The following is a 21,492-nucleotide window of genomic DNA, read 5'->3' as shown; positions in this document are numbered from 1 at the left end:
GTTTTTTCGTTTAGTTTATTTTTCTCCTAAAACAATTACTGCTTGACCAAGTCCTTTTGTCATCAATTTATTTACAATTGAAAAAGGAGCCGCACTTAAGAATTTTTGTAGATTTCTTGCAAACGCTCTAGCATCGATAGCATTACCTGAAGCATCATAAAGCGGAATGCGTACTTGATCGAAATGCATTTGGTTTTCAGTAGCATCTACAGTACTAAAGCGCCCCTTTACCGTATTTGCTTTCATCCAATTTTCAATCAGGGTTCCCAATTCTTCACCGTTATATTCTTTTTCTAAATCGCCAGACCAAGTATCGAATTTTTTAACGTAGATAGAAATCTCTCTACCGTTTTCAAACAAATCATCAAAGTGCTTTTGTAATGAATTACTAAAATTATCCATGTGATTGAGAACTGCCTCCTCAAGTAAAATAGGCACATCAACAGAAAAAGAGGGTGCGCCATTACCCGTTGCCGTTGCAATTTCCTTATTTGAGTAAGCGTCTAACCCAGCCAGTATAAAACTTACATATTTTTTTGGTCCACTTTCGTTTACCCGGTAAGAAAGATCCATTATTATATCCGCTTTTGCTGTTTTACGTAACTTATCAATTGGCGATTCGGTTACACCTCCCCCTGTTTTTGAAGTCAATATGGCATCTTCGGCACTATTTGTTTCTAAGCTTTTTAATGTTTGCTCTAAACTGATTAAAGGAAAGCCTTTCTCTCCCATTACGCCATTAATCTTGCTAATCACTAATTTCAAATCAAGATCGTTTTGAAATGCTTTTTTATAATCAGGTATTTGTTTTTTTGTGCCCTGATCATCAAAAGAGGTATAGTACCCTTTAGTTATGCACCATGCATCGCTGGGCACAATCATTATACGGGGTTTTTTTGCTTGCGAAAATACCTGTGTATGCAAAAGTATTATCGTTATAGCCAGAAGTATTTTTCTTTTCATATCACTTAATTTTTAATTATACCCTCATTCATGAGTTTTTCTTTTATTCGCGATCTATCAACTGAAATTTCAAAACCTAGCGCCAAATTTTGTGTCTTTTCTAACATTTTAATTTCTTGTTTGGTTGCAAATTCCCTTGATATGCTTACAAAGTCTTGTGTTGATAGTAACGAAGTGTAAAACTTTAAGAAATAGTCCTGCTTATCAGTTTCTACTCTTACATCGGTAATAATTGGTTTTTGAAACATGGCATTGTTGCCATTGGTAATACCAACAAAAACAATTTCTCTAATTACCTTTTTTAATACGTTAACTTTAATCTCTTCATAGGTTCTGCCTGTTGCAAATGATTTTACAATTAAACGGCCATTACCATCGGTACTAATTCCTGCAACTTGATAGTTATAGTTGCCTTTGTCCAAAACTACTTTTTGACTGCATGAACAGCTTATTATGGCTATTATAAATGCCAATAATTTTAATTTTTTCATCCTGTATAAATTATTAATGTCTTATTGATGGTTTACATTTGTATTAACGAGCTCGTAAACTCGGTTTGTTTTTAATTGTGATGAAGCTAACATGATTCGTTCATTAGCTATGATTTTGAAGATCATGATGGTTTCATCTTAATTTTTTTAAAACCCAGAGTTTAACCCTCTAATAATTCCTGCCTCTTCTAAATCTTTGCGTAATGCATCTTTTGATACGGTTACAATTACACCAATCTTAAATTCTTTGCCTACTTTTTTGGTATCTTTTGCATCAATTTGGCCTGCGTTAGATAAGCTAACGTATTTCATGTATTTCCCGTTATCTTGAAAAAAGTTCATAAAGAAATCGTTTTTTTCATATTCGATATTCGGGTTTGTGGCTATGGCTTTTTGAGATTTACACCCATCTTTACCAGGAAATCCTTTAAAAATTACACCGTGAACAGCATTTTTTTTCGCTTGTTCAAGATCTAGTTTTGATTTGCTTGAGATGGTGTAAACTTTTACCAAATACATTCCGTCTGTACCTACGCCAGCACATTCTATCTCATAATTCCAAGCATAGGTTTGTTTATCTTCTTCGGTGGGTTTAACTTTTGTAAATTTTTGTTGTGCCTTTGCAACAAATGTTATTGTGGTAAGGACAATAATTAGAACTGATTTAATACTCATTTTTATGATGGTTAGTAATGGATTAATGATGTGAAATTTAGGCTCAATTCAAGAATTAGGCTACTTAACCTGTCTGATTAATAAACCCGGATAAAAATCTTTACCGCTTACTTTTTTGAAATAGGTTTTGTCAGTTTTTTGATTAGGATTTTCCTCGTCGGCTGCAAACTTATTATCCCAAATAGGATATTTAGTATCAACTTTTAGGGTTCCAATTTGTACAAACTTTGTTTTGCCCTTTTCGTCTTCTTGTTGTTCTAAAACTTCGAACTTAGTTTTCTCTGTTACACCATCTTTTAAGCCAATTTTTGCGGTTAATGGTTCAATGCTAAACAATGGCATTTTTGTTTTAAAAACATCATATTCACCTTGTAGTTTAGATATTACATTCTCTATTGATTTTACTGTCGCTCTGCCAATTAACTCGCTATTTGATTTGGTTGTGTATGCTGTAGACTGTACATCAGCAAATGATTTATCAGTGCCAATATATTCTAGTTTAAAGAAATCGGCATTATCAAAAGCTAGTTTTTTTGCAGGCGTTATGGTTTTGTCATCAGCCCATAGCTCGTTATAAAACCTGCTTTGTATTTCCTCATTCCACACCAGTTTAAACAAATGTGAGTGAGTAGCCACAACAAACCCTTTACCAAAGGTTTTTAACCCCTGATCGGCTAATTGACTGCCTACCGCGCCAAGCTTAGAAGCAAAGGCGCCTAAGAGCGCCCTGGCTTTACCCGCTACTTCTTCTTTATTGGTATATTTAGAATCGTTTACCAATACAAAGGTGTTACCGATTAGTTCCTCCCCCGCATCAGCCAAGGCAGATAAACCCCTTTTACTCGATTTTGCAACCTCAATGTTTAAAATATTTGCGTCATAGAACCCTCTTTCTTTAATCAAATTCATATTAAAGCCTCCCTTTTCACTTCGATTAAACCATTTGGCTACTAATTTCTGTGCAATTTTATTAGCTGCTAAATAGTTCTTGATGTTAGTTAATTCGTCTTTTGCGCTTGAAGCTTCAATATATCTTTCACTTAAATTATGGTTGTTATATTTATCTGGTAAAACCCTATCAACAAAGTACTTTTGAATGTCTGTTTCGTACTCTCTTGACGAGTTGGTTGTCATTAAGGTATAAAGAGAACTACGTTTGTAACTTGCAGAAACGCTATCGCTATTTTTTTTAATCTGTTGCGCATAAGAAAGCGGCATTACAAAGATTATTAGTCCGATAATTAGTAAGTTTTTTTTCATGATTTTTAGTATTTGAGTGCATTAAAATTATTAGGTATAGGAGTTTGTAATCGGTTTTTACCAATTTCAAGTGTTGCAATTTGAACACTTATGATGAAACCAAAAACTAGCCCATAAAGGACAGTAATGTCTTTCCATAAAATAAAAATTTACTGGATTTGAGAGCCAGTGTTTACGAATAAGAGTTTGTTACCAATCCATTTATTGGATGTTTAGCTTCTCTTTATCGCTTGGGTTAATTCAAATTTGGTTTTTAGTTAATTTTATTTACTAAATCTCAACATATTAAAAACAAAAAGAAATACCTATAATTAGGTATTTTGCTATCATTTAATTAGTAATGTAATTAAGGTTTTGAAAGAATAACCATAATGGAAAATTGCGTAATTGTTAGTAAAGTCTGTAAATTTTCTATAGCTGATTTTTGTTGAAATCTTGTTTGTAACTGCTCCAATTCTTTGCTTAATTTTCCAAACGTCTTGATGGTTTATTCCCATCTGTGCAATCAAATTAAATCTATGTAATCATTTTCCTTATGGGATTAATTAAAGACATCTATAATAAACCATTTTTCGAAAGATTGGCATCTAGCTTTGAAAAAGTTATACCTGATTTTGTGCCTGAAAAATTCATGAAATCTATTTTGTCGGATGCTTTTTATAAAATGGAATGGAAAGAAAGAGTGCAGCACACAACAAGAGTCCTTCATGGTTTTATGCCAAAAGATTTTGCAGAAAGTGCAAAATTGATGGAGCTAATTGTTGAGCAATTAAGAGCAGATGGTTTTGGAGAACAGGGCTTGGTATTTATGTTTTTGCCAGATTATATAGCCACTTATGGATTAGATGATTTTGAAAATTCTGTTATAGCCTTGGAGTTTTTAACCCAGTTTATAAGTGCAGAATTTGCAGTGAGGCCATTTCTCTTAAAATATGGCGATCAAATGATGGATGAAATGTTGAAAATGTCAACACACGCAAACCATCACGTTCGCCGTTTTGCAAGTGAAGGAAGCAGACCAAGATTACCTTGGGGTGCAGCAATTCCGGCACTAAAAAAAGACCCTGCACTAATCCTTCCAATTTTAGAAAACTTAAAGAACGACTCATCTGAATATGTAAGGCGAAGTGTTGCCAATAATTTAAACGACATCACAAAAGATAATCCTGAAGTTGTTATCGGTATTGCCAAAAAATGGAAAGGTTTGGGCAAAGAAACTGATGCGATTATTAAACATGCTTGCAGAAGTCTATTGAAAAGTGGGCACCCAGAAATTTTAAGTTTTTATGGTTTAGATGCTACGCATTTATCGGTTATTGATTTTAAGATTGAAACGCCAAAAATTAATATTGGTGGCGAGGTGGAGTTTTCTTTCATCATTAAAAATGAAGATAAAATTGAGCGTTACATCAGGTTAGAATACACGCTTTATTACTTGAAAAATAATGGTGGCTTAGCTGGTAAAGTTTTTAAGATCAACGAGAAATCTTATCCCGAAGGTGCGGAGATAAAAGTAAAACGTAGGCAAAGCTTTAAGTTAATTACCACTAGAAAATTTTATACTGGGTACCATAAATTATCAATTATGGTTAATGGGGTAGAAACTGTAATTGGGGATTTTGAATTGCTTTAGGTCGCTTTCCTAGAAGCTGGATGCTGAAACAAGTTCAGTATGACGATACTTATTCATTAAAATTTTGTTAATAGATGTTAAATTAAAGTCACTTAGCGATACAATATTCTTCTTTATCGACACTTAGTTTTTTTAAATATTTAAGTATTTATGTTTGAAACATCAAATGTTTAACCTTAATATTTAAGTACATGAATTCGAAGAAAAACATAGAGACTAATATTTTTGTATTAGCGGCAGCAATGATGATCGGCTTGTTAATCTTTATTAGCGGATGCAAAAAAAGCAGCACGACGGCTAGTACTACCGAAATCTCCACCACAACCACAGGTTCAGGTAAAACTTCTGTAATTGATAACACAAGCATTACTTCTGGCATCGCCGAAGGTTCAACAGAAGTTGGCGCAAATGTAGATGATTTAATAGCCAACTCTACTTTTGGCAGTGTGGTATCTATCACATTTGGCACAACAATTACAATTACTAATCCTTTATCCGCTTCTGGTGTTGCCATTACACAAAGTGGAGGAGATGTAATCATTACCTCAACAGCTACTGGCGTTGATTTTCAAATCTCAGGGACAACCACTAATGGTTCTGTTAAAGTTTACAGCGATAAAAAATTCAAACTAACTTTAAATGGAGCAACCATAACTAATAATGATGGTCCTGCGATAAATATTCAATCATCAAAGAGGTCTTTTATAGAAGTTAAAGAGGGCACCACAAATACTTTAGCAGATGGCACAACTTATGCAACTTCAACTGAGGATACGAAGGGAACTATTTTTAGTGAAGGTCAAATGGTGTTTTTGGGTACTGGAACTTTAAATGTAAAAAGCAATTGTAAACACGCCATCGCAAGTGATGATTATTTAAGAGTAATTGAAGGAAATATTAATGTAACAAGTGCCGTTTCAGATGGAATTCATACCAATGATGCTATTATCATAGACGGAGGAACTCTTAAAATTACAGCCACGGGCGATGGAATTCAGGCAGATGAAGGCCACGTGATTATTAACGATGGTACCATTACCACAACAACAGTTGATAAAGGAATTTCTGCATCTTATGAAGGAGCCGACGCGACAATTATTCCGTATGTAACTATAAACGGAGGAACAATTACAGTAACATCCACCAAAGGTGAAGGCATTGAAAGTAAAGGGGTTTTAACCATTAACAAAGGAACAATTGCTATTAACACATACGATGATGGAATTAACGCTGCAAAAGCAATTTATATAAACGGAGGAAATATTTATGCTTATGCTACAAATAATGATGCGATAGATTCTAATGGAACTTTAACAATAACAGGAGGCAAAACTGTAGTAATCGGCGCAAATTCTCCGGAGGCTAGTATAGATTGCGATGCGAGAACATTAAAAATAACAGGTGGATTGGTGGTAGGTATTGCAGGCTCAACCAGCGGACCAACTGCAAGCGTAAGTACAGTAAGAAGTGTGGTTATGGGAAGTGGTGCAGCAAACAAAATTATACATATTGAAGCGGCAGACGGCACAGAAGCACTCACATTTTTAGCTCCAAAAGCCTATACAACATTAGTTTATGCTAGCTCTAAATTAAAAGCAAGCACCGCCTATACAGTTTATACTGGCGGAAGTGTTTCTGCAGAAGCAACTAACTTTTATGGATTATACTTAACTGGAACTTATACTTCTGGTACGCAAGGAACTACTTTTACTACTACCAACGTAGTAACTCAAATCGGTGGTAGTATTAGCAGGGGATAGATTAGATTAGTTTTTTTGGTTACCACAGTGGATTTGATGGATGTCAAATCCACTTTTTTTAAGCTTCACCTTACCCCACCCCAGAAGTGAGGGAGTTGAACACTGAGCATCTATCGGTTGGTGTCTCACCGACCGAAACTACAGCTTTATCCTGTGATAAATGGTTTCTGTGGCTTTTGCCTCGTCTCCTTCTGGCGAAATATTATAGGCCCTCAATATAAATTGGTCTGAGTTAATAATCTCTAATTCTGTTCTCCAGCTCCAAGGCGCATCAATTCCAATCCAACCATATTGGCCAGTAACCGAAAAACCATTTCCAGTTTCCGAGCCTTCAGAATGCATAATGGCTGTTCCCATATGGAAGGTATCTATCCAGCTGCATTGGCATTTCTCATTACCTAAATCATAAGCCCAGGTCATTCTACCTTCGTATGGTTTACCGTTTAACGTGCCTTCGTATTCATAGTTTAGAAAACGCCCATCCATTAATAGGGTTATTTTTCCACGCATCGGCGATTCATCAGCCAATATATCTTTCTCAAACCAAGTACGAGTGTTGCCATCCCAACTACCTACTAATGCAGCCAGCCTTAAATGTTGACCACTTTCTCTGCTAATTTCGAATTTACTTTTGCTCATCAACACTAAAATACAGAATTTATTTAAATTTACGGTTAGTCAAACCTATTTCTATGAAAACAATCCTATTCTCTATTTTTGCTGTGATTACCATATTTATAGCCTGTAATTCATCACCCAAACAAGAAAAACCAAAACTTGAAACTTATACTAATGAGGAAATTGGTTGGACAATTGAAATTCCAGCAGGTTTTCAGTCTTTAAGCCAATCTAGAATTGCAGCTAACGAGCAAAAGGGAAAAGAAGCAATTGGAAAAGTTGCCGAAGGCGATATAAAAATGGACAGCTTAAGGCATTTAGTTAATTTTCAGAAAAATCAATTCAATTCTTTTGGCGCAACGATAGAGCCTTACGCGGAAAAAAAGGCAGGAGATTACCTAGTCAATAATCAGTTGATTAAAAAATTGATATTCGATACTTACACCAATCAGAAGATTAAAATTGATACCTTGTCAGGAAAGGAAGAAATAGCTGGGCTAACCTTTCAGACGTTTAACATTAAAATTTATGGGCCAACTGGTGAAGTTTTAATGAATCAAATTATGTTTAACCAATTGATAAAAGGTTATGATTTTGGCGTGAATATTAATTATAACAATGAAACTGATAAAGAAAATTTGTTGAATGCTTTTAAGAATTCTTCTTTTATAAAAGAGAATTAACTTAATTATTGCCCGCTGATTTTGCAGATCACGCAGATAAAGTCAGGTCAAAATCTGCGTAATTAGCATCATCTGCAAGAGACAAGTTTGGTAAATCTAAAATTAATTTAACTTCGCTTTATGTCATCACATCACATTGTAAGAGAAAAACAAGAGCCAGCTTTATATATACATCATTTAGGCAATTTTAACGAGGAGTATCTTGGCCAGTTATTAGAATGGAGCCCGACTTTATTAGTGGCAAGTAGCGAATATGAAAAAGCAATCTCTTTGGGTTTAAAGGTAGATGTGGTTATTGGAAACGAAGAAAGCGCCCACATTCAGGAAAACACAAAATGGATTCTCTCTCCAACAGAAAGCTTGCAAGCAGTTGTTAAATATTTGGTAGCAGAGAAATACCCGGCAGTAAACATCATCAGTAAAGAAAATAAATTTGATGATTTAGCACACCTAATTACAGAAATAGACATTGTTCTATTTACAGAAACTGAGAAGAGTTATCCTGTAAAACCTGGTTTTAGTGTTTGGAAACCGGCTGGTACAATTTTTAAAATAGACATCATTTCTTATTTCGAAACCAGTAATTTAAAACCAATTGACGAGGGAAGTTTTGAGGTAATGAAAGACGGTTTTGTGAGTTTTGAATTTATAACCGAATATTTGTTTTTGACAGAATTGTTATGATACTTTTAAGAAGAGGTAAAACCGAAGATATGCCGATAGTGGCAGATTTAGCAGAAAGAATTTGGCCAAATACTTATGGACAATACATTAGCGAAGAACAAATAAATTACATGCTCAAACTGATGTATAACCAAGGCGAATTGTTAACTCAGTTAGAAAAAGGTTATGTTTTTTTAATGGCTTCTGAAGAAGATAAGGATGTAGGTTTTGCTTGTTATTCTATTGTAGATACAGAAAGTGATATATATAAACTGCACAAAATTTATGTGTTGCCAGAAATGCATGGCAAAGGTGTGGGCAAAATATTAATGAATGAAGTAATTAACTTAGCTAAACGCAAAGGCGGGAAATCACTTGAGCTCAACGTAAACAAGAATAATAAATCGAAAGACTTTTACCTTAAAAGTGGCTTTAAAATAAACGAATCCGTTACCATAGATATTGGCAACGGATTCGTTATGGATGATTTTGTAATGGAACTGCAATTCAGTTAACAGTTTTCAGTTAACAATTGCCAACTGAAACTGCTATCTTTTTTAATGCCCTCTAATTGGGTCTTTTGGTTTAGAAACATTAGGATATTTATAGGTTTTCATCTCATCTTGTAGCAATTTGATGGTGCGTTCTAGTTGAGGGTCTTTACCATCTAATAAATCTTTTGGAGTTTGCTCTATAAAAACATCTGGTGCAACACCTTCGTTTTCTATAATCCATTTACCGCTCGTATCATAAATTCCAAAGTTTGGAGAGGTAATGCTACCACCATCTAATAACGACGGATAACCACTAATACCTACCAAAATTCCCATCGTTGTACGCCCAACCAATTTGCCTAATCCTTTTTCTTTGAACATATATGGCATCATATCGCCACCAGAACCTGCATTTTCATTAATCAACATCGCCTTTGGCCCAAAAATACCATTACCTGGCGTGGTAAAACTTTTACCATCCCTAATTGCCCAATAGCTTACCAATTCGCGACTTAATAAATCGATGACATAATCGGCAACAGAACCACCGCCATTATTACGTTCGTCTAGCAACAAGGCTTTTTTATCCATTTGTGAGAAGTAGTAACGATTAAAATAAGTGAAGCCGTCTTGACCTGTATTTGGCATATACACATAAGCAATTTGACCACCACTTAATTCATCAACTTTTTTACGGTTCTTTTCAACCCAAGCCATTTTTCTTAATTCCATTTCTGCAGCGGCAGAAATTGGCACCACAACAACTTCTCTAGCACCAACCAAAGTTGGTTTGCTGTTTACTTTAATAGCTACTTGTTTACCTGCTTTAAAATCAAAAAGACTGTAGATAGAAGTTTTAGAATCTAAAGGAACTCCATTAATGGCAACAATATAATCTCCCTCGTTAATGTTTAATCCTGGTTCTGCCAATGGAGCTTTAAATGTTGGGTTCCAATCTAAACGATTAAAGATTTTGCTGATTTTATAGAAACCATTTTCAATCGTATAATCGGCCCCAAGCAAACCTACACCAACTGCTGGTGCAGTAGGCTCGTCGCCAGGATAAATATAGTTGTGCCCAACAACCATTTCACCCATCATTTCATTAAACAAATAAGCTAAATCTGAACGGTGATTTACATAAGGTAAAAACTTCTCATATTTAACTTTAATAGCTGGCCAATCTGCACCATGCATATTCTCTGCATAGAAATATTCTTTCTCCATCTGCCAAACCTCATTAAACATTTGTTTCCATTCTGCAGTTGGGTCTACCAGAACTTTAATGCCGTCTAATTTAATTTTTCCAGTTTCAGACGTTGCAGGTTTTTGAGCAGCAGGAACAATGTAATATCCACCACGCATTGCATACATCATGCTCTTTCCATCAGCACTTACATTTGCACCAAACACACCAGAAACTAAAGATTTGCTTTCCATTTTGCTTAAATCCAAAGCACTTAATTCTCCACCTTTAACAAACAATAACTGACCATCTACACCACCATCAAGTCCAGATATACCTGTAAGAGGCAATGCAATAATTCTATTGCTTAAATCATCTAAATCAATTTCTACAGATTTTTTAAGTGGTGTTGTAGCAGCAACTGCTGGAGTCGATTTTTTATCCTTATCCGCTTTCTTAGGCTCTTCCTTTTTAGGCTCTTCTTTCTTGGGAGATTCAGTTTCGTCTGCTTTTACAGTTTCTTCATCACTTTCTGTTTTATATAATGAAGGCGTTTTCTTAGAAAGAATTAAAGCATAGGCAGTGTAGTTAACTGGGCGCTGATAGGCAGACATGTGCAAACCGCTATTTGTTAAACCCACATCGGTACTTGCCATAAAGAATAAATACTTTCCATCTTTGCTAAAAGTTGGATTTGCAGCATTACTCATTCCATCAGTAATCTGTGTGTGCGTTCCTTTTTCAATATTGAAAAGAAAAACTGCACTTACCGTATTTGGTAATGTTGCCACATAAGAAATCCATTTAGAATCTGTAGACCAAGCTGGTTGCAATTGATTATAAGTTCTATTGGTGTGTGAACCTAGTTTATCTTGTTTTACCAGAACTGGTTTGCGTGTATTAATGTCTATATAACAGAGATTCAAATGACTATCGCTATAGAAAAGCTTTTTGCTATCTGGCGACCAAGTAGGTTGGAAATAGAAATGTGTATCTCCTAAGTCTATATATTCTGGTGCACCTTTAGTTACTTGATTTTGCAATACCAATTGATATTTTCCATTTTTATCAGATAAATATGAGATGTATTTTCCATCTGGCGACCAACCTGGATATTTTTCATAACTGCCTGGAGAATTAGACAGATTTCTTGCATCACCTTTTTCTTTTGGAACAGAGAAGATTTCACCCCTGCTTTCAAATAAAGCCCTAACACCTTTTGGAGAGGTATCGTAATTGCGAATGTCGTTTGCTAAATCATTGTAATGCTGGCGTTTGTAAGGAGCGTCTGCCTGAATATTTATACTTATGTCAGTTACTTTATTTGTTTTTCCATCTAACAGATGAATTTTTCCACCTTGTTCAAAAGCCAATGCGCCATTTCCTGCAACTAAAGATTTGATATCGTAATCTTTGTAATTGGTTAATTTCTCTACCTTTTTACTTTTTGTATCATAGCTATAAAGGTTTAAGGTTAAGTCTTTATCTGATAAGTAATAAACCTTATCGCCAAGCCATTGTGGTTTTACATTGTTAGTTCCAGTGCCCGGAATAATCTCAATGTTTTTTGATTGTGTATCGAAAATCCAAACCTGAGGCATACCGCCACCACGGTATCTTTTAAATGCGACATTTGCCCTATCAGTGGGATCAGTGTTTTTAATGTATGCCCAATATCTTTTATCAGCCGATGGCGAGCCTTGTACTGCCTCTGGCATTGGCAGTGCTTTTTCGTTAGTGCCATCAATGTTAATGCTGTGCATTCTTGGGCTTAATGCGAAATTGTAATCGCGTGTAGAAGTGAAATATAATTCATCGTTACTTAACCAACCTTTTACAGCATCTCCATTAGGATGATAAGTTACTCTTTTTGGCTCACCACCTTCAACGGGGATAATATATACATCGTTATTTCCATCATAATTGCCAGAAAAAGCAATCAACTTTCCATTTGGAGAAAATACAGGACTCTGCTCAACTGCAGGATTTACGGTAAGTCTTTTTGCGTTACTTCCATCTCTGTTGGCAACCCAAATATCGCCACCATAAACAAATGCAATATGATTTGCACTTACTGATGGGCTCCGCAATAATAAGGTCTCATTATTTTGGGAAAAAGCTGGAGTAATGAATTGAGTTGCTAAAATTGCAGACCCAATAAGAGAGCGATTAAAAGATTTTAAAATTTTCATTTTGTGTTGTTTAATTTAAGCCACAGATTAGCAAATTGTCATCCTGAGCGGAGTCGAAGTAAATCTGCAAATCTGTGGCTGCTTTTTGACTTATTAATTTTTGGCTAGCTTATTAGCGTTGTCCCAGTTTGGGGATACGAGTTGGTGTGTCAATACCTTTTACAATGCTTACTGCACTTTTTGCAATAGCTTTAATGGTTGATAAAATATTTTCTACATCCAATGTTTTATACTCGTCAGTTAGTTGATGATAATAAGGATCAACATCTATTTTATCTGTACTGATAGTGTGGGCAGGAACGCCCAATGCTGCTAAAGTTGCATTATCACTTCTGTAAAATAAATTCTCTTTAATATATGGGTCTGGATGGAAAGTAAATTCAGTGCCAGCTAAATTTTTCTGTAAAATCTGTCCGAAATCTGATTTATCATAACCAGTTATAAAAGCAGTATTTTTGCCAAACTTGCTGTCTTTTCCAATCATTTCAATATTAAACATGGCAACTACATCATCTGGATTTAATTGCTGTGAGAAATAACGAGCACCAAAACCGCCAATTTCTTCTGCAGTAAAGGCAACAAAGATTAGCGTACGCTCATTGTTGTTTAGTTTTTTGTAGTATTTGGCTAAGGCAATCATTGCTGAAGTTCCAGATGCATCGTCATCCGCACCGTTCATGATACTGTCGCCATCTTTAGCCTTTACAATTCCCATATGGTCATAATGTCCAGAGAAAATCACCAATTCCTTTGCTTTTGATTTTCCAGGGATAATGCCAGCCACATTAAACAAAGGCATTTTAACGATTTCATTTTTCAACTCAACCTTAAAATCTTTAGCAACGGTGTCTTTATCCAACACAAAAACTATTGCACTTGGTTTTGCAGGATTTAAGTCTTTTTCGTCAACAGCTCTTCCTGCCTGACCTTTCAATCTGTTAAAGGCATCAACAAAATTTACATCAACTAAAACCAATTGTTTCTTACCACTTCTTGCTAAACCTCTATATTGAGTTATAAAATCTTTACTTGGGTCAAGTTTGATGAAACCATCACTATTGGTTTGGTCAAAAGATAATTGCTCATTGTTATGGCCAACCACTACAATGTTTTCAGAAGGAACTGCTTGCCCATCTATGGTTACCTTTGCAGATACAGGTTTGAATTGATATTTATAAAAAGTTTGGCGATAACCTGAAGCACCTGCTAAAGGTTTTAAACCAATTTGTTTAAACTCGCCTTCAATAAACGAAGCAGCTTTATCGATGCCTGGTGTAAAGGTTCTGCGACCTTGCATTTCATCACTGCTTAGCGTTTTAATTAAGTGGTCTACATAATCCTTGGTAATAATTTTATTGATATCTTGAGCCGATGCAACTGAAGCTGCAAAAGCTAAGAATAAGGTGTAAAGTGTTTTTTTCATTATAATAAGTTGTTAGGATTCTTAATTCTGTTAGCACATATCCCAATTATTTAAGGATTGGTGTAAATACGGGTTTAAGGTAGCGTTAATCCCTAAAAAAAGCAGAATTTTTGAGGAAATTATTACTGAATAGACGATGGACCCTGAAGTATAGTTGCAAAGAATTAGAAATTTGTTTTAAATATTAAAATGAGTGTGCTGTTTACCAGAAACTACGGTTAGGAGATTATTTCCCCACATCTTTTAAAACAATAAAGCCAAAATCCAATCGATTAATGCATTAAATATTTCAGAAATTTTAAAGTTGTTAGAAGACATATTTTTGTTTTTAAGTGTTTTATCTACAAAAGGCAAGATCATACTATAAATTTCTGGAGCTAAGATTCTTCAGAATTTAAATCTCTTCGAGCTCTATTTCGAATTTGTTCTTTGCGCTTTTCTATTTCAGTACTTACCCTTGTTTCGTGAATGCCATCAGCTACTTCAAGCTCAAATTCTTTGTCTTTATCTGATAAATGGACCTGGGTTGTTTCTATGTTTTCAACCGCATGGTCATACGGTCCGCGGCTACTCATTAACTTTACAAAAACAGGTAAACATTCAAAGAAGATAAACAGCAAGCCAATAAACGTTACAGCAATAGCTGTATTGGTATCTCTAGTGCCGTCAACATTAAAACTTAACTGACCCAGAGCCCAGTTCCTATCTGCAAAACCAGCAATATTACTTAAACTATCTAATTGTTTTGTGGTGTACAATTTCTCGGTCATTAAACCATCGAATTGTTTTCTCCCATCAACAAACTTTTCCATTTGTCGAACATCTTTTGTCAATGTATCTAGGTTTTGTTCGCGTTGTTTCAGCTCTGCTTCCTTTCTTTTGGCATAAGGGCCATAACCCATAACACCAGACGTTTCGGTAGTCTTGTTGCCAAAAATCTCAAAGTTTAGCTTTTGTCTATCAGACTTGATGGCTGCGGCTAATGAATCTCTTTCGGCTTTGGCATCATTTAACTTGCCAATTTCAATAGTATATTTTTTATCGAAGGCTTTATTTAAGGTATCGATTTTTGAACGCTGGCCATTTAGGTAACTTACATTTAAGCGTTCCTTAATTTCTTTATCAAAAATCTTTAATTCCAATGGGCGAGAAATAACCATCCCAATCATGATTGCTAAGAGGATACGTGGTGTGGCTTGCCAAATTTGTTTGTTGGTTGTAGCATTTTTGTTAATGCTGGATACTATATACCTATCCATATTAAAAATAGCTAAGCCCCAAATTATTCCAAAAAACAAGGCGAAAAGCCAAGCGAAATCCCCGCCTTTAAAAACGAAATACATAGCGTATCCCCCAGATAATGCAGCAAATAACCCTGTAAAGAAGATGGTAGCGCCTATGCCTAAATATTTGTTATGTTCTGTAGGGTGTTTTTCTAAGGTGGTTAAATGTGCTCCAGAGCAGAACCAAAAGAAACGAGAGATGCCATTCATAATTGCAGCAAATTAATCAAGATTTAGTTATTAAACGCTTTTAAAGGCAACTTGTTACAAAAAATCAGCTAATATATTAGTCTAATAATGACTAATATGTTTTTTTAAGTTAACAAGCAGAGGGATTTCTAATCTTTCATTCAAATAAGCTTGAAATAGCTATGAACCAACCTTGATCATATAAGGAATAATAGCTCCTTCATTAACGAGAAAGCCGTTAATAATTTCTAGGTGAAAATTATCTACGTACTGTTGGGTAGATGAAAATACCGATACTAGGGTATTGATGTAAGTTACTGTTGTGCTGATATTTATCAAAAAATTAATCATCATGAAACTATGATGGTCTAACAATCAAAATGCAATGATTAAGATTCATAATAGCTTCAACCAAAACAAAAACTAATCATCATGAAAAAATTATTACTAACCACAGTACTCGCATTATCATTTTGCTTTGCTGTAAATGCTCAAGACGAAACCGTAACTGAAAATCCAGCAGAGGTTACAGATTCAAAAACATTGTCGTTAGACGAATTAAAAACTCAACGTGCAGCTTTATTAGCCTTGTCTAAATCAGAAGACTTTTTAGAAAAATTAGCCAAAGTAGATAAATTGCAAGCCCCAAAAGAGACAGGTATTGGGGGTTTAGATGCCTTAACAACAATGGCTGCAAAACTGATAGACCAAATGAAAACTACTAGGGGTTCTATCCCTCAGTTTTATGCTAGTGTAACTGGACAAACAATGGATGGTAACCCAGCAACTAACGTTACACCAATACAACCAGACCAATTAATTGCGTTATCTAAAATGTTTGTAACCATGGGTGTGGAGTTAGTAAAATCTTCTAAAGAATTGTTAACCATGCCAGGAGAAATTAAAAGTGCAGGTGTGATGAAAGCAATGAAAGCATTAAAATCGATGGCTTATATTAAAAATGCTTTTGTGGCTTTAAAACAAGAAATTTCTTATAATGCTAAAATGACACAAAATCTAATTGCAACTAACAAGGCAATGGCCGGCGATAAATCGAAATAGTTTAGATTAACACTCAAAGAAATTTAATCCCGATTATTCATTTAGTCGGGATTTTTACTTTTAAACCATTTTTGCCCATTTGCCTGTAAAACTGGTTTTTGTATATTTGGAAAAATATAAAATCATGAAAGAAATTTCGGTACAAGAACTAAAGCAAAAAATAGATAATAAAGAAGATTTTCAATTGATCGATGTAAGAGAAACATTCGAATATGAAACTTCAAACTTAGATGGCTTAAACATTCCTTTAGGTGGAATTTTAATTGAAACTGAGAAAATTGCTACAGATAAGCCTGTAATTGTACAATGCCGTAGTGGTAAAAGAAGTGCTGCAGCAATTATGCAACTAGAGCAAATGCATGGTTTTGATAACTTATACAATTTAAAAGGGGGTATTTTAGCTTGGCAAGAAGCTTTTGATCCAAATATGCCTGTATATTAATAGGATTTTAATTTTTGGATGCCTTATCTTATTAATCCTCAAATCCTGATCTTATGAGGAAAAAAATTATCTTAAATGTACTTTTTAATGTAGGAATCATCTTTTCTATTTTTGGAATGGGATGGGCCTACAGTAATAAAAGTCCACTGGTTGTCGCATTTTTTGCAGCAACGCTTGTTGCGTTTATTTATGTTAAAGTGCAATTACTTAAAAGCGTAAATAAAGATTTAAAGAAGTAGGATGATAGTTAATGGATGATGATCTATTAACTATCAATCTATTCTCTTATCCAAACAACTCCTCATCAATCCCAGTCAATCCCAAACCGGGCAAGTCATTTAAAACATAACGTCCATCTCTCATTGCGGGTGCATCAAAAGGATTGTTTTTAGTTAGCCAAGGACCATCTAAATCTGCCCAATCGCAAAGTGGGGCTAATGCTGCACCAGCTAATGTGGCGATAGAAGTTTCGCTCATACAACCTATCAAGATTTTCATTCCAAAACTTCTGGCTTTTAAAATCATTTGATGTGCCTCATACATTCCCGCACTTTTCATCAACTTAATGTTAATGCCATGGTAAGCGCCTTTCAAATTATCCATGTCTGCTAAACGTTGTACAGCTTCATCTGCAATAATCGGTATTGGACTTCTCTGCGTAAGCCAAGCATTTCCTTCTAGGTTCGTTTTATCCATCGGTTGCTCAATTAATAAAACGCCTTGGTCGTGCAACCAATAACACATGTCTATTGCTTCTTTTTTATTGCTCCAGCCTTGGTTGGCGTCAACATATAAAGGCAAGTTGCTTACACTTCTTATCGTTTGAATTAATTCCTTATCGTTGTCTCTACCTAGTTTAATTTTAAGCACTTTAAAGCCTTTGGCATCAGCCACTTTTTCTTTTAAAATCTCAGGCGTATCAATACCGAGTGTATATGAAGTAATTGGCATTTTAGCTTTATCAGCACCATAAATTATAGCGCAAGGCTGATTTAAAATTTTACCATTAATATCATTCAAAGCTATATCTATTGCAGCTTTTATTGCCGGATTTCCTTTTTCAATTTCATCCAAATAATGATGAACTGCTGCAAAATCAAACGGGTGTTGAAACCTATTCCAGTCTACTTTTGCTAAAAATGAAGCAGCAGTAATTTGGCTTTCGCCCATATAAGGAACCATACTTGCTTCGCCATACCCAATATAACCTTCGTAATTTAGCTTCAGGAGCATTAAAGGTGTACTTGTTCTCGTAAATTTAGAAATCGAGAAGGGATGTTTTAATTCTAATTCAAACTCCTTGCAACTTATTGTCATTTGATGTCGTCTTGTTTATAAAAGGTATTTGTACCAATAGTATATTTGTTAACGCTAAACAAATCACCATGAAAACTATTTCAAGATTACGGTATTTTCTTTATTTATCCATACTAATTGTTGGATGTACCACCGGAAAAAATGCATTACAAAAAGGAAACTATGATCAATCTGTTTTTAAATCGGTTGATCGCTTAAAGAGTTCGCCTAAAAATGCAGAAGCAATGTATGTTTTGCCAATTGCTTATGATTTGGCATTAAAAGAACACTTGCGTAAAATTGATGAAGCAAAGGTTTCTTCTGATGTTTTGAGATGGGAAACGATATTGGCTCACTATCAAAAAATTAACCAATTGAGTGATGAAGTAAATGGATCGCCAGTTGCTTTGGGCTTAATACCAAATCCTCAAAAATACATTAATGAAGTTGAGGATAGCAAGTATAAAGCTGCGGAGGTCCGTTATACTTTAGGTGTAAACCAGATGAACGAAAATAATCGTGTTAGTGCTAAAAATGCTTATTTTAATTTCGAAAAAGCACAATATTTTTATCCAAGCTATAGAGATGTTAAGAATAAAATGGATGATGCTTATTGGGCTGCTGTTGTTAAAGTTGTGGTGCAACCTGTAAAAGTAAATAGCGGTTACTATCAATTGAGCAATCAATATTTTCAACAACAAGTGAGTGATTTCATCAGCAGTTACCAACAAAATAGATTTGTGATTTTTTATTCAGAGCAACAAGCAAACAGTCAGAAAATTACTCCAGACCAAGTATTACGTTTAAGTTTTGATGATTTTATTGTTGGACAAACCTATGTGAAGGAAAGAGTAGAGAAATTGAAAAAAGACAGTGTTTTAATTAGCGATAGCAGAGCAAATGGAAAAGTTTATGGAACAGTAAAAGCAACATTGAGTATTTTCAATAAGCAAGTTTCTTCTTCAGGTTTATTGGCCATGACTATTATTGATTATCCATCTAATAAAATAATCCGCCAACAAAGATTACCAGGAACTTATGTGTGGCAAGATAACTGGGCGACTTACAAAGGAGATGAAAGAGCTTTGACTAGCCAACAATTACAGATGACCAAAAGGAGAGAGTTATTGCCTCCGGCACCAGCTTCATTATTTGTAGAGTTTACCAAACCAATTTATGCCCAACTGGTTGATGAGATTAGCTATTTCTATAATAAGTATTAATAGTTTTGTCATTCTGAGCTTTGTGAAGAATCTCTAAATCTTATGATTTAGAGATTCTTCGGTTTATAGCAGTTTTATTGTTTGTCCATTAACTATCAAATAGCAAATCTATTGGGTCTATATAAAAGAACTAAGCCATTAATGCTAAACTAACGAGCCTATTATAACGTAAGATAAACGAAGGATTAACGAAGGATCAACGTAGGATGAAGCCTATTTAAATATACTTTTGCTAATCATCCGGTTAAGGATAAGTGGTATTTTTAAAAGTTTAAGTTTACTTATCGTGTTGGTAAATACTCTTCTGCCAACATTTACCTTTTGACTTGGTATTGATTTACCTAATCAATTTATTGGCTACTTTTGGAGAAATGAATACAGCGTTATACAATCCATTCAAAAACTTCGATTTTAAGAATAACAAATGCTTTTTAAGTGGTGATACCTTTTTATCGCCTTTGGCAACTGTAAATGTTTTGCCAGATTGGCTTTTGAGTATGGCAAACCTTAGCGGTAATGAGCAAATTCAATTGTTAGATGAAACCATAAGGACATATAAAAGTTTGGTTGTTCCAGCTAATGTCACTGTTTTCGACAACTTTATTTCTCCATTGGAAGATAAAGTTGCCTTAGCTTTTGGTAAAGGATATGAAGGTGTATCTGCTTTGCCAGAAATAGATTTGTTTAATTGGATTGGTAAATTGATGTATAGCTTTTTGTATATAGAGATGCAAGGGGCCATTCGTTTACAACAGTTAAGTGGTGATGGAATGAACATGTCGCAAGGCTTAATGCATAAGTTTGGCAACCTGCATACCATGTTGCAAAGCATTTACCGCGAAGTAGTTTTAGAAGATTTTGCACCTTGGTCTATCATTGTTGTGCCGTTAGAAAATGAAAATACACCATTCAGTTTTAGAGATGAGATTAACACTTTAACTTTCTCTTTAAAATTTAAGGATTTTGGAATTATTGCTTGTTTGCAAGATAATGGAACCAACAAAAGATACCACCAAGAAATAATTGATTCTATAAAGGATAAAAAGCTCTCAGAACAACAGTTCGAAGAAATAGCTGCTCGGTTTTTCTACTCTGCATATTTATTTAATCGCTTACCAGAGTATAATATTATGCTCGTTGAAGATATAATTTATATTGATGCTATGCCATTAAAAGGAATGCAAAATAAGCCTCTTTTTGATACTTGGGCAAATAAAACTTATGGACAGGTTTTAGAAAATTTCTGGAAACCATGGGGACATACTTTATTTGAAATCATTAAAGACCCAACAGCTCCAATGAGTTATTTCGATGAACCTTTTTTACCCGCCAGTTAGTTTAGTAATAATCTGAGCAATAAAATCTGAAATAATTCCGGGAGATAAAATAACGGTTAATAAAATACCTGCTAAAGCCCCAAAAAAGTGTGCGTCATGATTAATATTGTCATTGGATTTTTTAGACATATAATAACAATAAAATAAATATAAGGGACCAAATATAATAGCCCAAATTCCTAATTGTGGAGGTAAAAAAAGGATACCAATCTGCATAAATGGCGCAAATAAAATCATACTAAACAATACACCGCTAATTGCTCCAGAAGCACCTAAACTATGATATCTATATTCGTTTTTGTGTTTTAATACTGATGGAATATCGGCTAAAACCATACTCACAATATACAACAAGCCAAATTGCCAATGCCCTAGCAATTGTTCTAAGGGAAAAGCAAAAAAGTAGAATGTAAGCATATTAAAAATAAGGTGCGTCCAATCGGCGTGAATTAGGCCGCTTGTGATGTAGGTGTAAAGTTTTTTGCCCTTGCTTACCGTGTATGGATGCAGCATAAATTTACCATAAACGGTTGCGTCGTTAAAGGCATAAACACTGGTAATAAGTGTGAAAACGAATATAATTGACGCTACCGGAGTATCGTTTAAGTATTGCATCATG

General features: G+C 34.7%; 21 protein-coding genes. 10 read left to right on the top strand and 11 right to left on the bottom strand.

What is annotated here, in order from left to right:
• Positions 1-15: 15 nt before the first annotated feature.
• The 4 genes from EZ428_RS02200 to EZ428_RS02185 form a co-directional block, all read right to left on the bottom strand.
• Positions 16-963 (bottom strand): DUF6175 family protein, encoded by a 948-nt coding sequence (locus EZ428_RS02200; RefSeq protein WP_131551471.1) that lies wholly within the window; start codon positions 961-963, stop codon positions 16-18.
• A gap of 5 nt (positions 964-968) precedes the next feature.
• Positions 969-1,454 carry a hypothetical protein gene (locus EZ428_RS02195; RefSeq protein WP_131551470.1) on the bottom strand — a complete coding sequence of 162 codons (486 nt, stop codon included), beginning with the start codon at positions 1,452-1,454 and terminating at the stop codon, positions 969-971.
• A 147-nt stretch (positions 1,455-1,601) separates the two neighbouring features.
• Positions 1,602-2,129, bottom strand: a complete 528-nt coding sequence (locus EZ428_RS02190; RefSeq protein ID WP_205945586.1) for a hypothetical protein — start codon at positions 2,127-2,129, stop codon at positions 1,602-1,604.
• Between the two features lie 60 nt (positions 2,130-2,189).
• Positions 2,190-3,389 carry a hypothetical protein gene (locus EZ428_RS02185; protein ID WP_131551468.1) on the bottom strand — a complete coding sequence of 400 codons (1,200 nt, stop codon included), beginning with the start codon at positions 3,387-3,389 and terminating at the stop codon, positions 2,190-2,192.
• A 535-nt stretch (positions 3,390-3,924) separates the two neighbouring features.
• Here EZ428_RS02185 and EZ428_RS02180 point away from each other — a divergent pair.
• The gene (locus EZ428_RS02180; RefSeq protein ID WP_131551467.1) at positions 3,925-5,022 is read left to right on the top strand and encodes a DNA alkylation repair protein; all 1,098 of its coding nucleotides are present in this window, start codon (positions 3,925-3,927) and stop codon (positions 5,020-5,022) included.
• A gap of 191 nt (positions 5,023-5,213) precedes the next feature.
• On the top strand, positions 5,214-6,782 hold the full coding sequence (locus EZ428_RS02175) for a carbohydrate-binding domain-containing protein (protein WP_131551466.1): 1,569 nt from the start codon (positions 5,214-5,216) through the stop codon (positions 6,780-6,782).
• Between the two features lie 138 nt (positions 6,783-6,920).
• On the opposite strand, the gene EZ428_RS02170 is transcribed toward EZ428_RS02175, so the two are convergent.
• Positions 6,921-7,421, bottom strand: coding sequence for a DUF1579 domain-containing protein (locus tag EZ428_RS02170; RefSeq protein WP_131551465.1), 501 nt, complete (start codon positions 7,419-7,421; stop codon positions 6,921-6,923).
• Positions 7,422-7,474: 53 nt separating this feature from the next.
• Between EZ428_RS02170 and EZ428_RS02165 the strand changes: the two genes are divergently transcribed.
• The 3 genes from EZ428_RS02165 (at position 7,475) to EZ428_RS02155 (ending at position 9,261) form a co-directional block, all read left to right on the top strand.
• Positions 7,475-8,083 (top strand): hypothetical protein, encoded by a 609-nt coding sequence (locus EZ428_RS02165; RefSeq protein WP_131551464.1) that lies wholly within the window; start codon positions 7,475-7,477, stop codon positions 8,081-8,083.
• Positions 8,084-8,203: 120 nt separating this feature from the next.
• A complete protein-coding gene (locus EZ428_RS02160) occupies positions 8,204-8,767 on the top strand; it encodes a thiamine pyrophosphokinase (RefSeq protein WP_131551463.1) in 564 nt (187 codons plus the stop codon).
• The gene (locus EZ428_RS02155) at positions 8,764-9,261 is read left to right on the top strand and encodes a GNAT family N-acetyltransferase (RefSeq protein ID WP_131551462.1); all 498 of its coding nucleotides are present in this window, start codon (positions 8,764-8,766) and stop codon (positions 9,259-9,261) included. Before EZ428_RS02160 ends, EZ428_RS02155 begins: the two co-directional genes overlap by 4 nt.
• Positions 9,262-9,303: 42 nt before the next feature.
• Here the strand turns inward: EZ428_RS02155 and EZ428_RS02150 are convergent, their stop codons facing one another.
• The 4 genes from EZ428_RS02150 to EZ428_RS23900 form a co-directional block, all read right to left on the bottom strand.
• On the bottom strand, positions 9,304-12,618 hold the full coding sequence (locus tag EZ428_RS02150; protein ID WP_131551461.1) for a S41 family peptidase: 3,315 nt from the start codon (positions 12,616-12,618) through the stop codon (positions 9,304-9,306).
• A gap of 112 nt (positions 12,619-12,730) precedes the next feature.
• Positions 12,731-14,041 carry a M20/M25/M40 family metallo-hydrolase gene (locus EZ428_RS02145; RefSeq protein WP_131551460.1) on the bottom strand — a complete coding sequence of 437 codons (1,311 nt, stop codon included), beginning with the start codon at positions 14,039-14,041 and terminating at the stop codon, positions 12,731-12,733.
• A 377-nt stretch (positions 14,042-14,418) separates the two neighbouring features.
• A complete protein-coding gene (locus EZ428_RS02140) occupies positions 14,419-15,534 on the bottom strand; it encodes a DUF4407 domain-containing protein (protein ID WP_131551459.1) in 1,116 nt (371 codons plus the stop codon).
• 159 nt (positions 15,535-15,693) lie between these two features.
• The gene (locus tag EZ428_RS23900) at positions 15,694-15,867 is read right to left on the bottom strand and encodes a hypothetical protein (protein ID WP_165501690.1); all 174 of its coding nucleotides are present in this window, start codon (positions 15,865-15,867) and stop codon (positions 15,694-15,696) included.
• A 78-nt stretch (positions 15,868-15,945) separates the two neighbouring features.
• Here EZ428_RS23900 and EZ428_RS02135 point away from each other — a divergent pair, with 78 nt between their 5' ends.
• From EZ428_RS02135 to EZ428_RS02125, 3 genes are all read left to right on the top strand, one after another.
• Positions 15,946-16,575 carry a hypothetical protein gene (locus EZ428_RS02135; RefSeq protein WP_131551458.1) on the top strand — a complete coding sequence of 210 codons (630 nt, stop codon included), beginning with the start codon at positions 15,946-15,948 and terminating at the stop codon, positions 16,573-16,575.
• Between the two features lie 124 nt (positions 16,576-16,699).
• Positions 16,700-17,017: a rhodanese-like domain-containing protein gene (locus EZ428_RS02130; RefSeq protein ID WP_131551457.1), complete on the top strand. Its 318-nt coding sequence runs from the start codon at positions 16,700-16,702 to the stop codon at positions 17,015-17,017.
• A 53-nt stretch (positions 17,018-17,070) separates the two neighbouring features.
• The gene (locus EZ428_RS02125) at positions 17,071-17,256 is read left to right on the top strand and encodes a DUF6358 family protein (RefSeq protein WP_131551456.1); all 186 of its coding nucleotides are present in this window, start codon (positions 17,071-17,073) and stop codon (positions 17,254-17,256) included.
• A gap of 46 nt (positions 17,257-17,302) precedes the next feature.
• On the opposite strand, the gene EZ428_RS02120 is transcribed toward EZ428_RS02125, so the two are convergent.
• Positions 17,303-18,334 (bottom strand): dipeptide epimerase, encoded by a 1,032-nt coding sequence (locus tag EZ428_RS02120; RefSeq protein WP_131551455.1) that lies wholly within the window; start codon positions 18,332-18,334, stop codon positions 17,303-17,305.
• Positions 18,335-18,402: 68 nt separating this feature from the next.
• On the opposite strand from EZ428_RS02120, the gene EZ428_RS02115 reads away from it, so the two are divergent.
• Together EZ428_RS02115 and EZ428_RS02110 are read left to right on the top strand one after the other, a co-directional pair.
• Positions 18,403-19,536 carry a hypothetical protein gene (locus EZ428_RS02115; protein WP_131551454.1) on the top strand — a complete coding sequence of 378 codons (1,134 nt, stop codon included), beginning with the start codon at positions 18,403-18,405 and terminating at the stop codon, positions 19,534-19,536.
• Positions 19,537-19,907: 371 nt separating this feature from the next.
• Positions 19,908-20,873: a hypothetical protein gene (locus EZ428_RS02110; RefSeq protein WP_131551453.1), complete on the top strand. Its 966-nt coding sequence runs from the start codon at positions 19,908-19,910 to the stop codon at positions 20,871-20,873.
• Here EZ428_RS02110 and EZ428_RS02105 read toward each other — a convergent pair.
• Positions 20,859-21,488 carry a rhomboid family intramembrane serine protease gene (locus tag EZ428_RS02105; protein WP_131552436.1) on the bottom strand — a complete coding sequence of 210 codons (630 nt, stop codon included), beginning with the start codon at positions 21,486-21,488 and terminating at the stop codon, positions 20,859-20,861. The two genes, EZ428_RS02110 and EZ428_RS02105, sit on opposite strands and share 15 nt — an antisense overlap.
• Positions 21,489-21,492: the final 4 nt, after the last annotated feature.

Origin of the sequence: Pedobacter frigiditerrae (genome assembly GCF_004331645.1) — a bacterium.
GTDB classification, from domain to species: domain Bacteria; phylum Bacteroidota; class Bacteroidia; order Sphingobacteriales; family Sphingobacteriaceae; genus Pedobacter; species Pedobacter frigiditerrae.
This window is presented reverse-complemented; position numbering and strand designations above follow the sequence as displayed.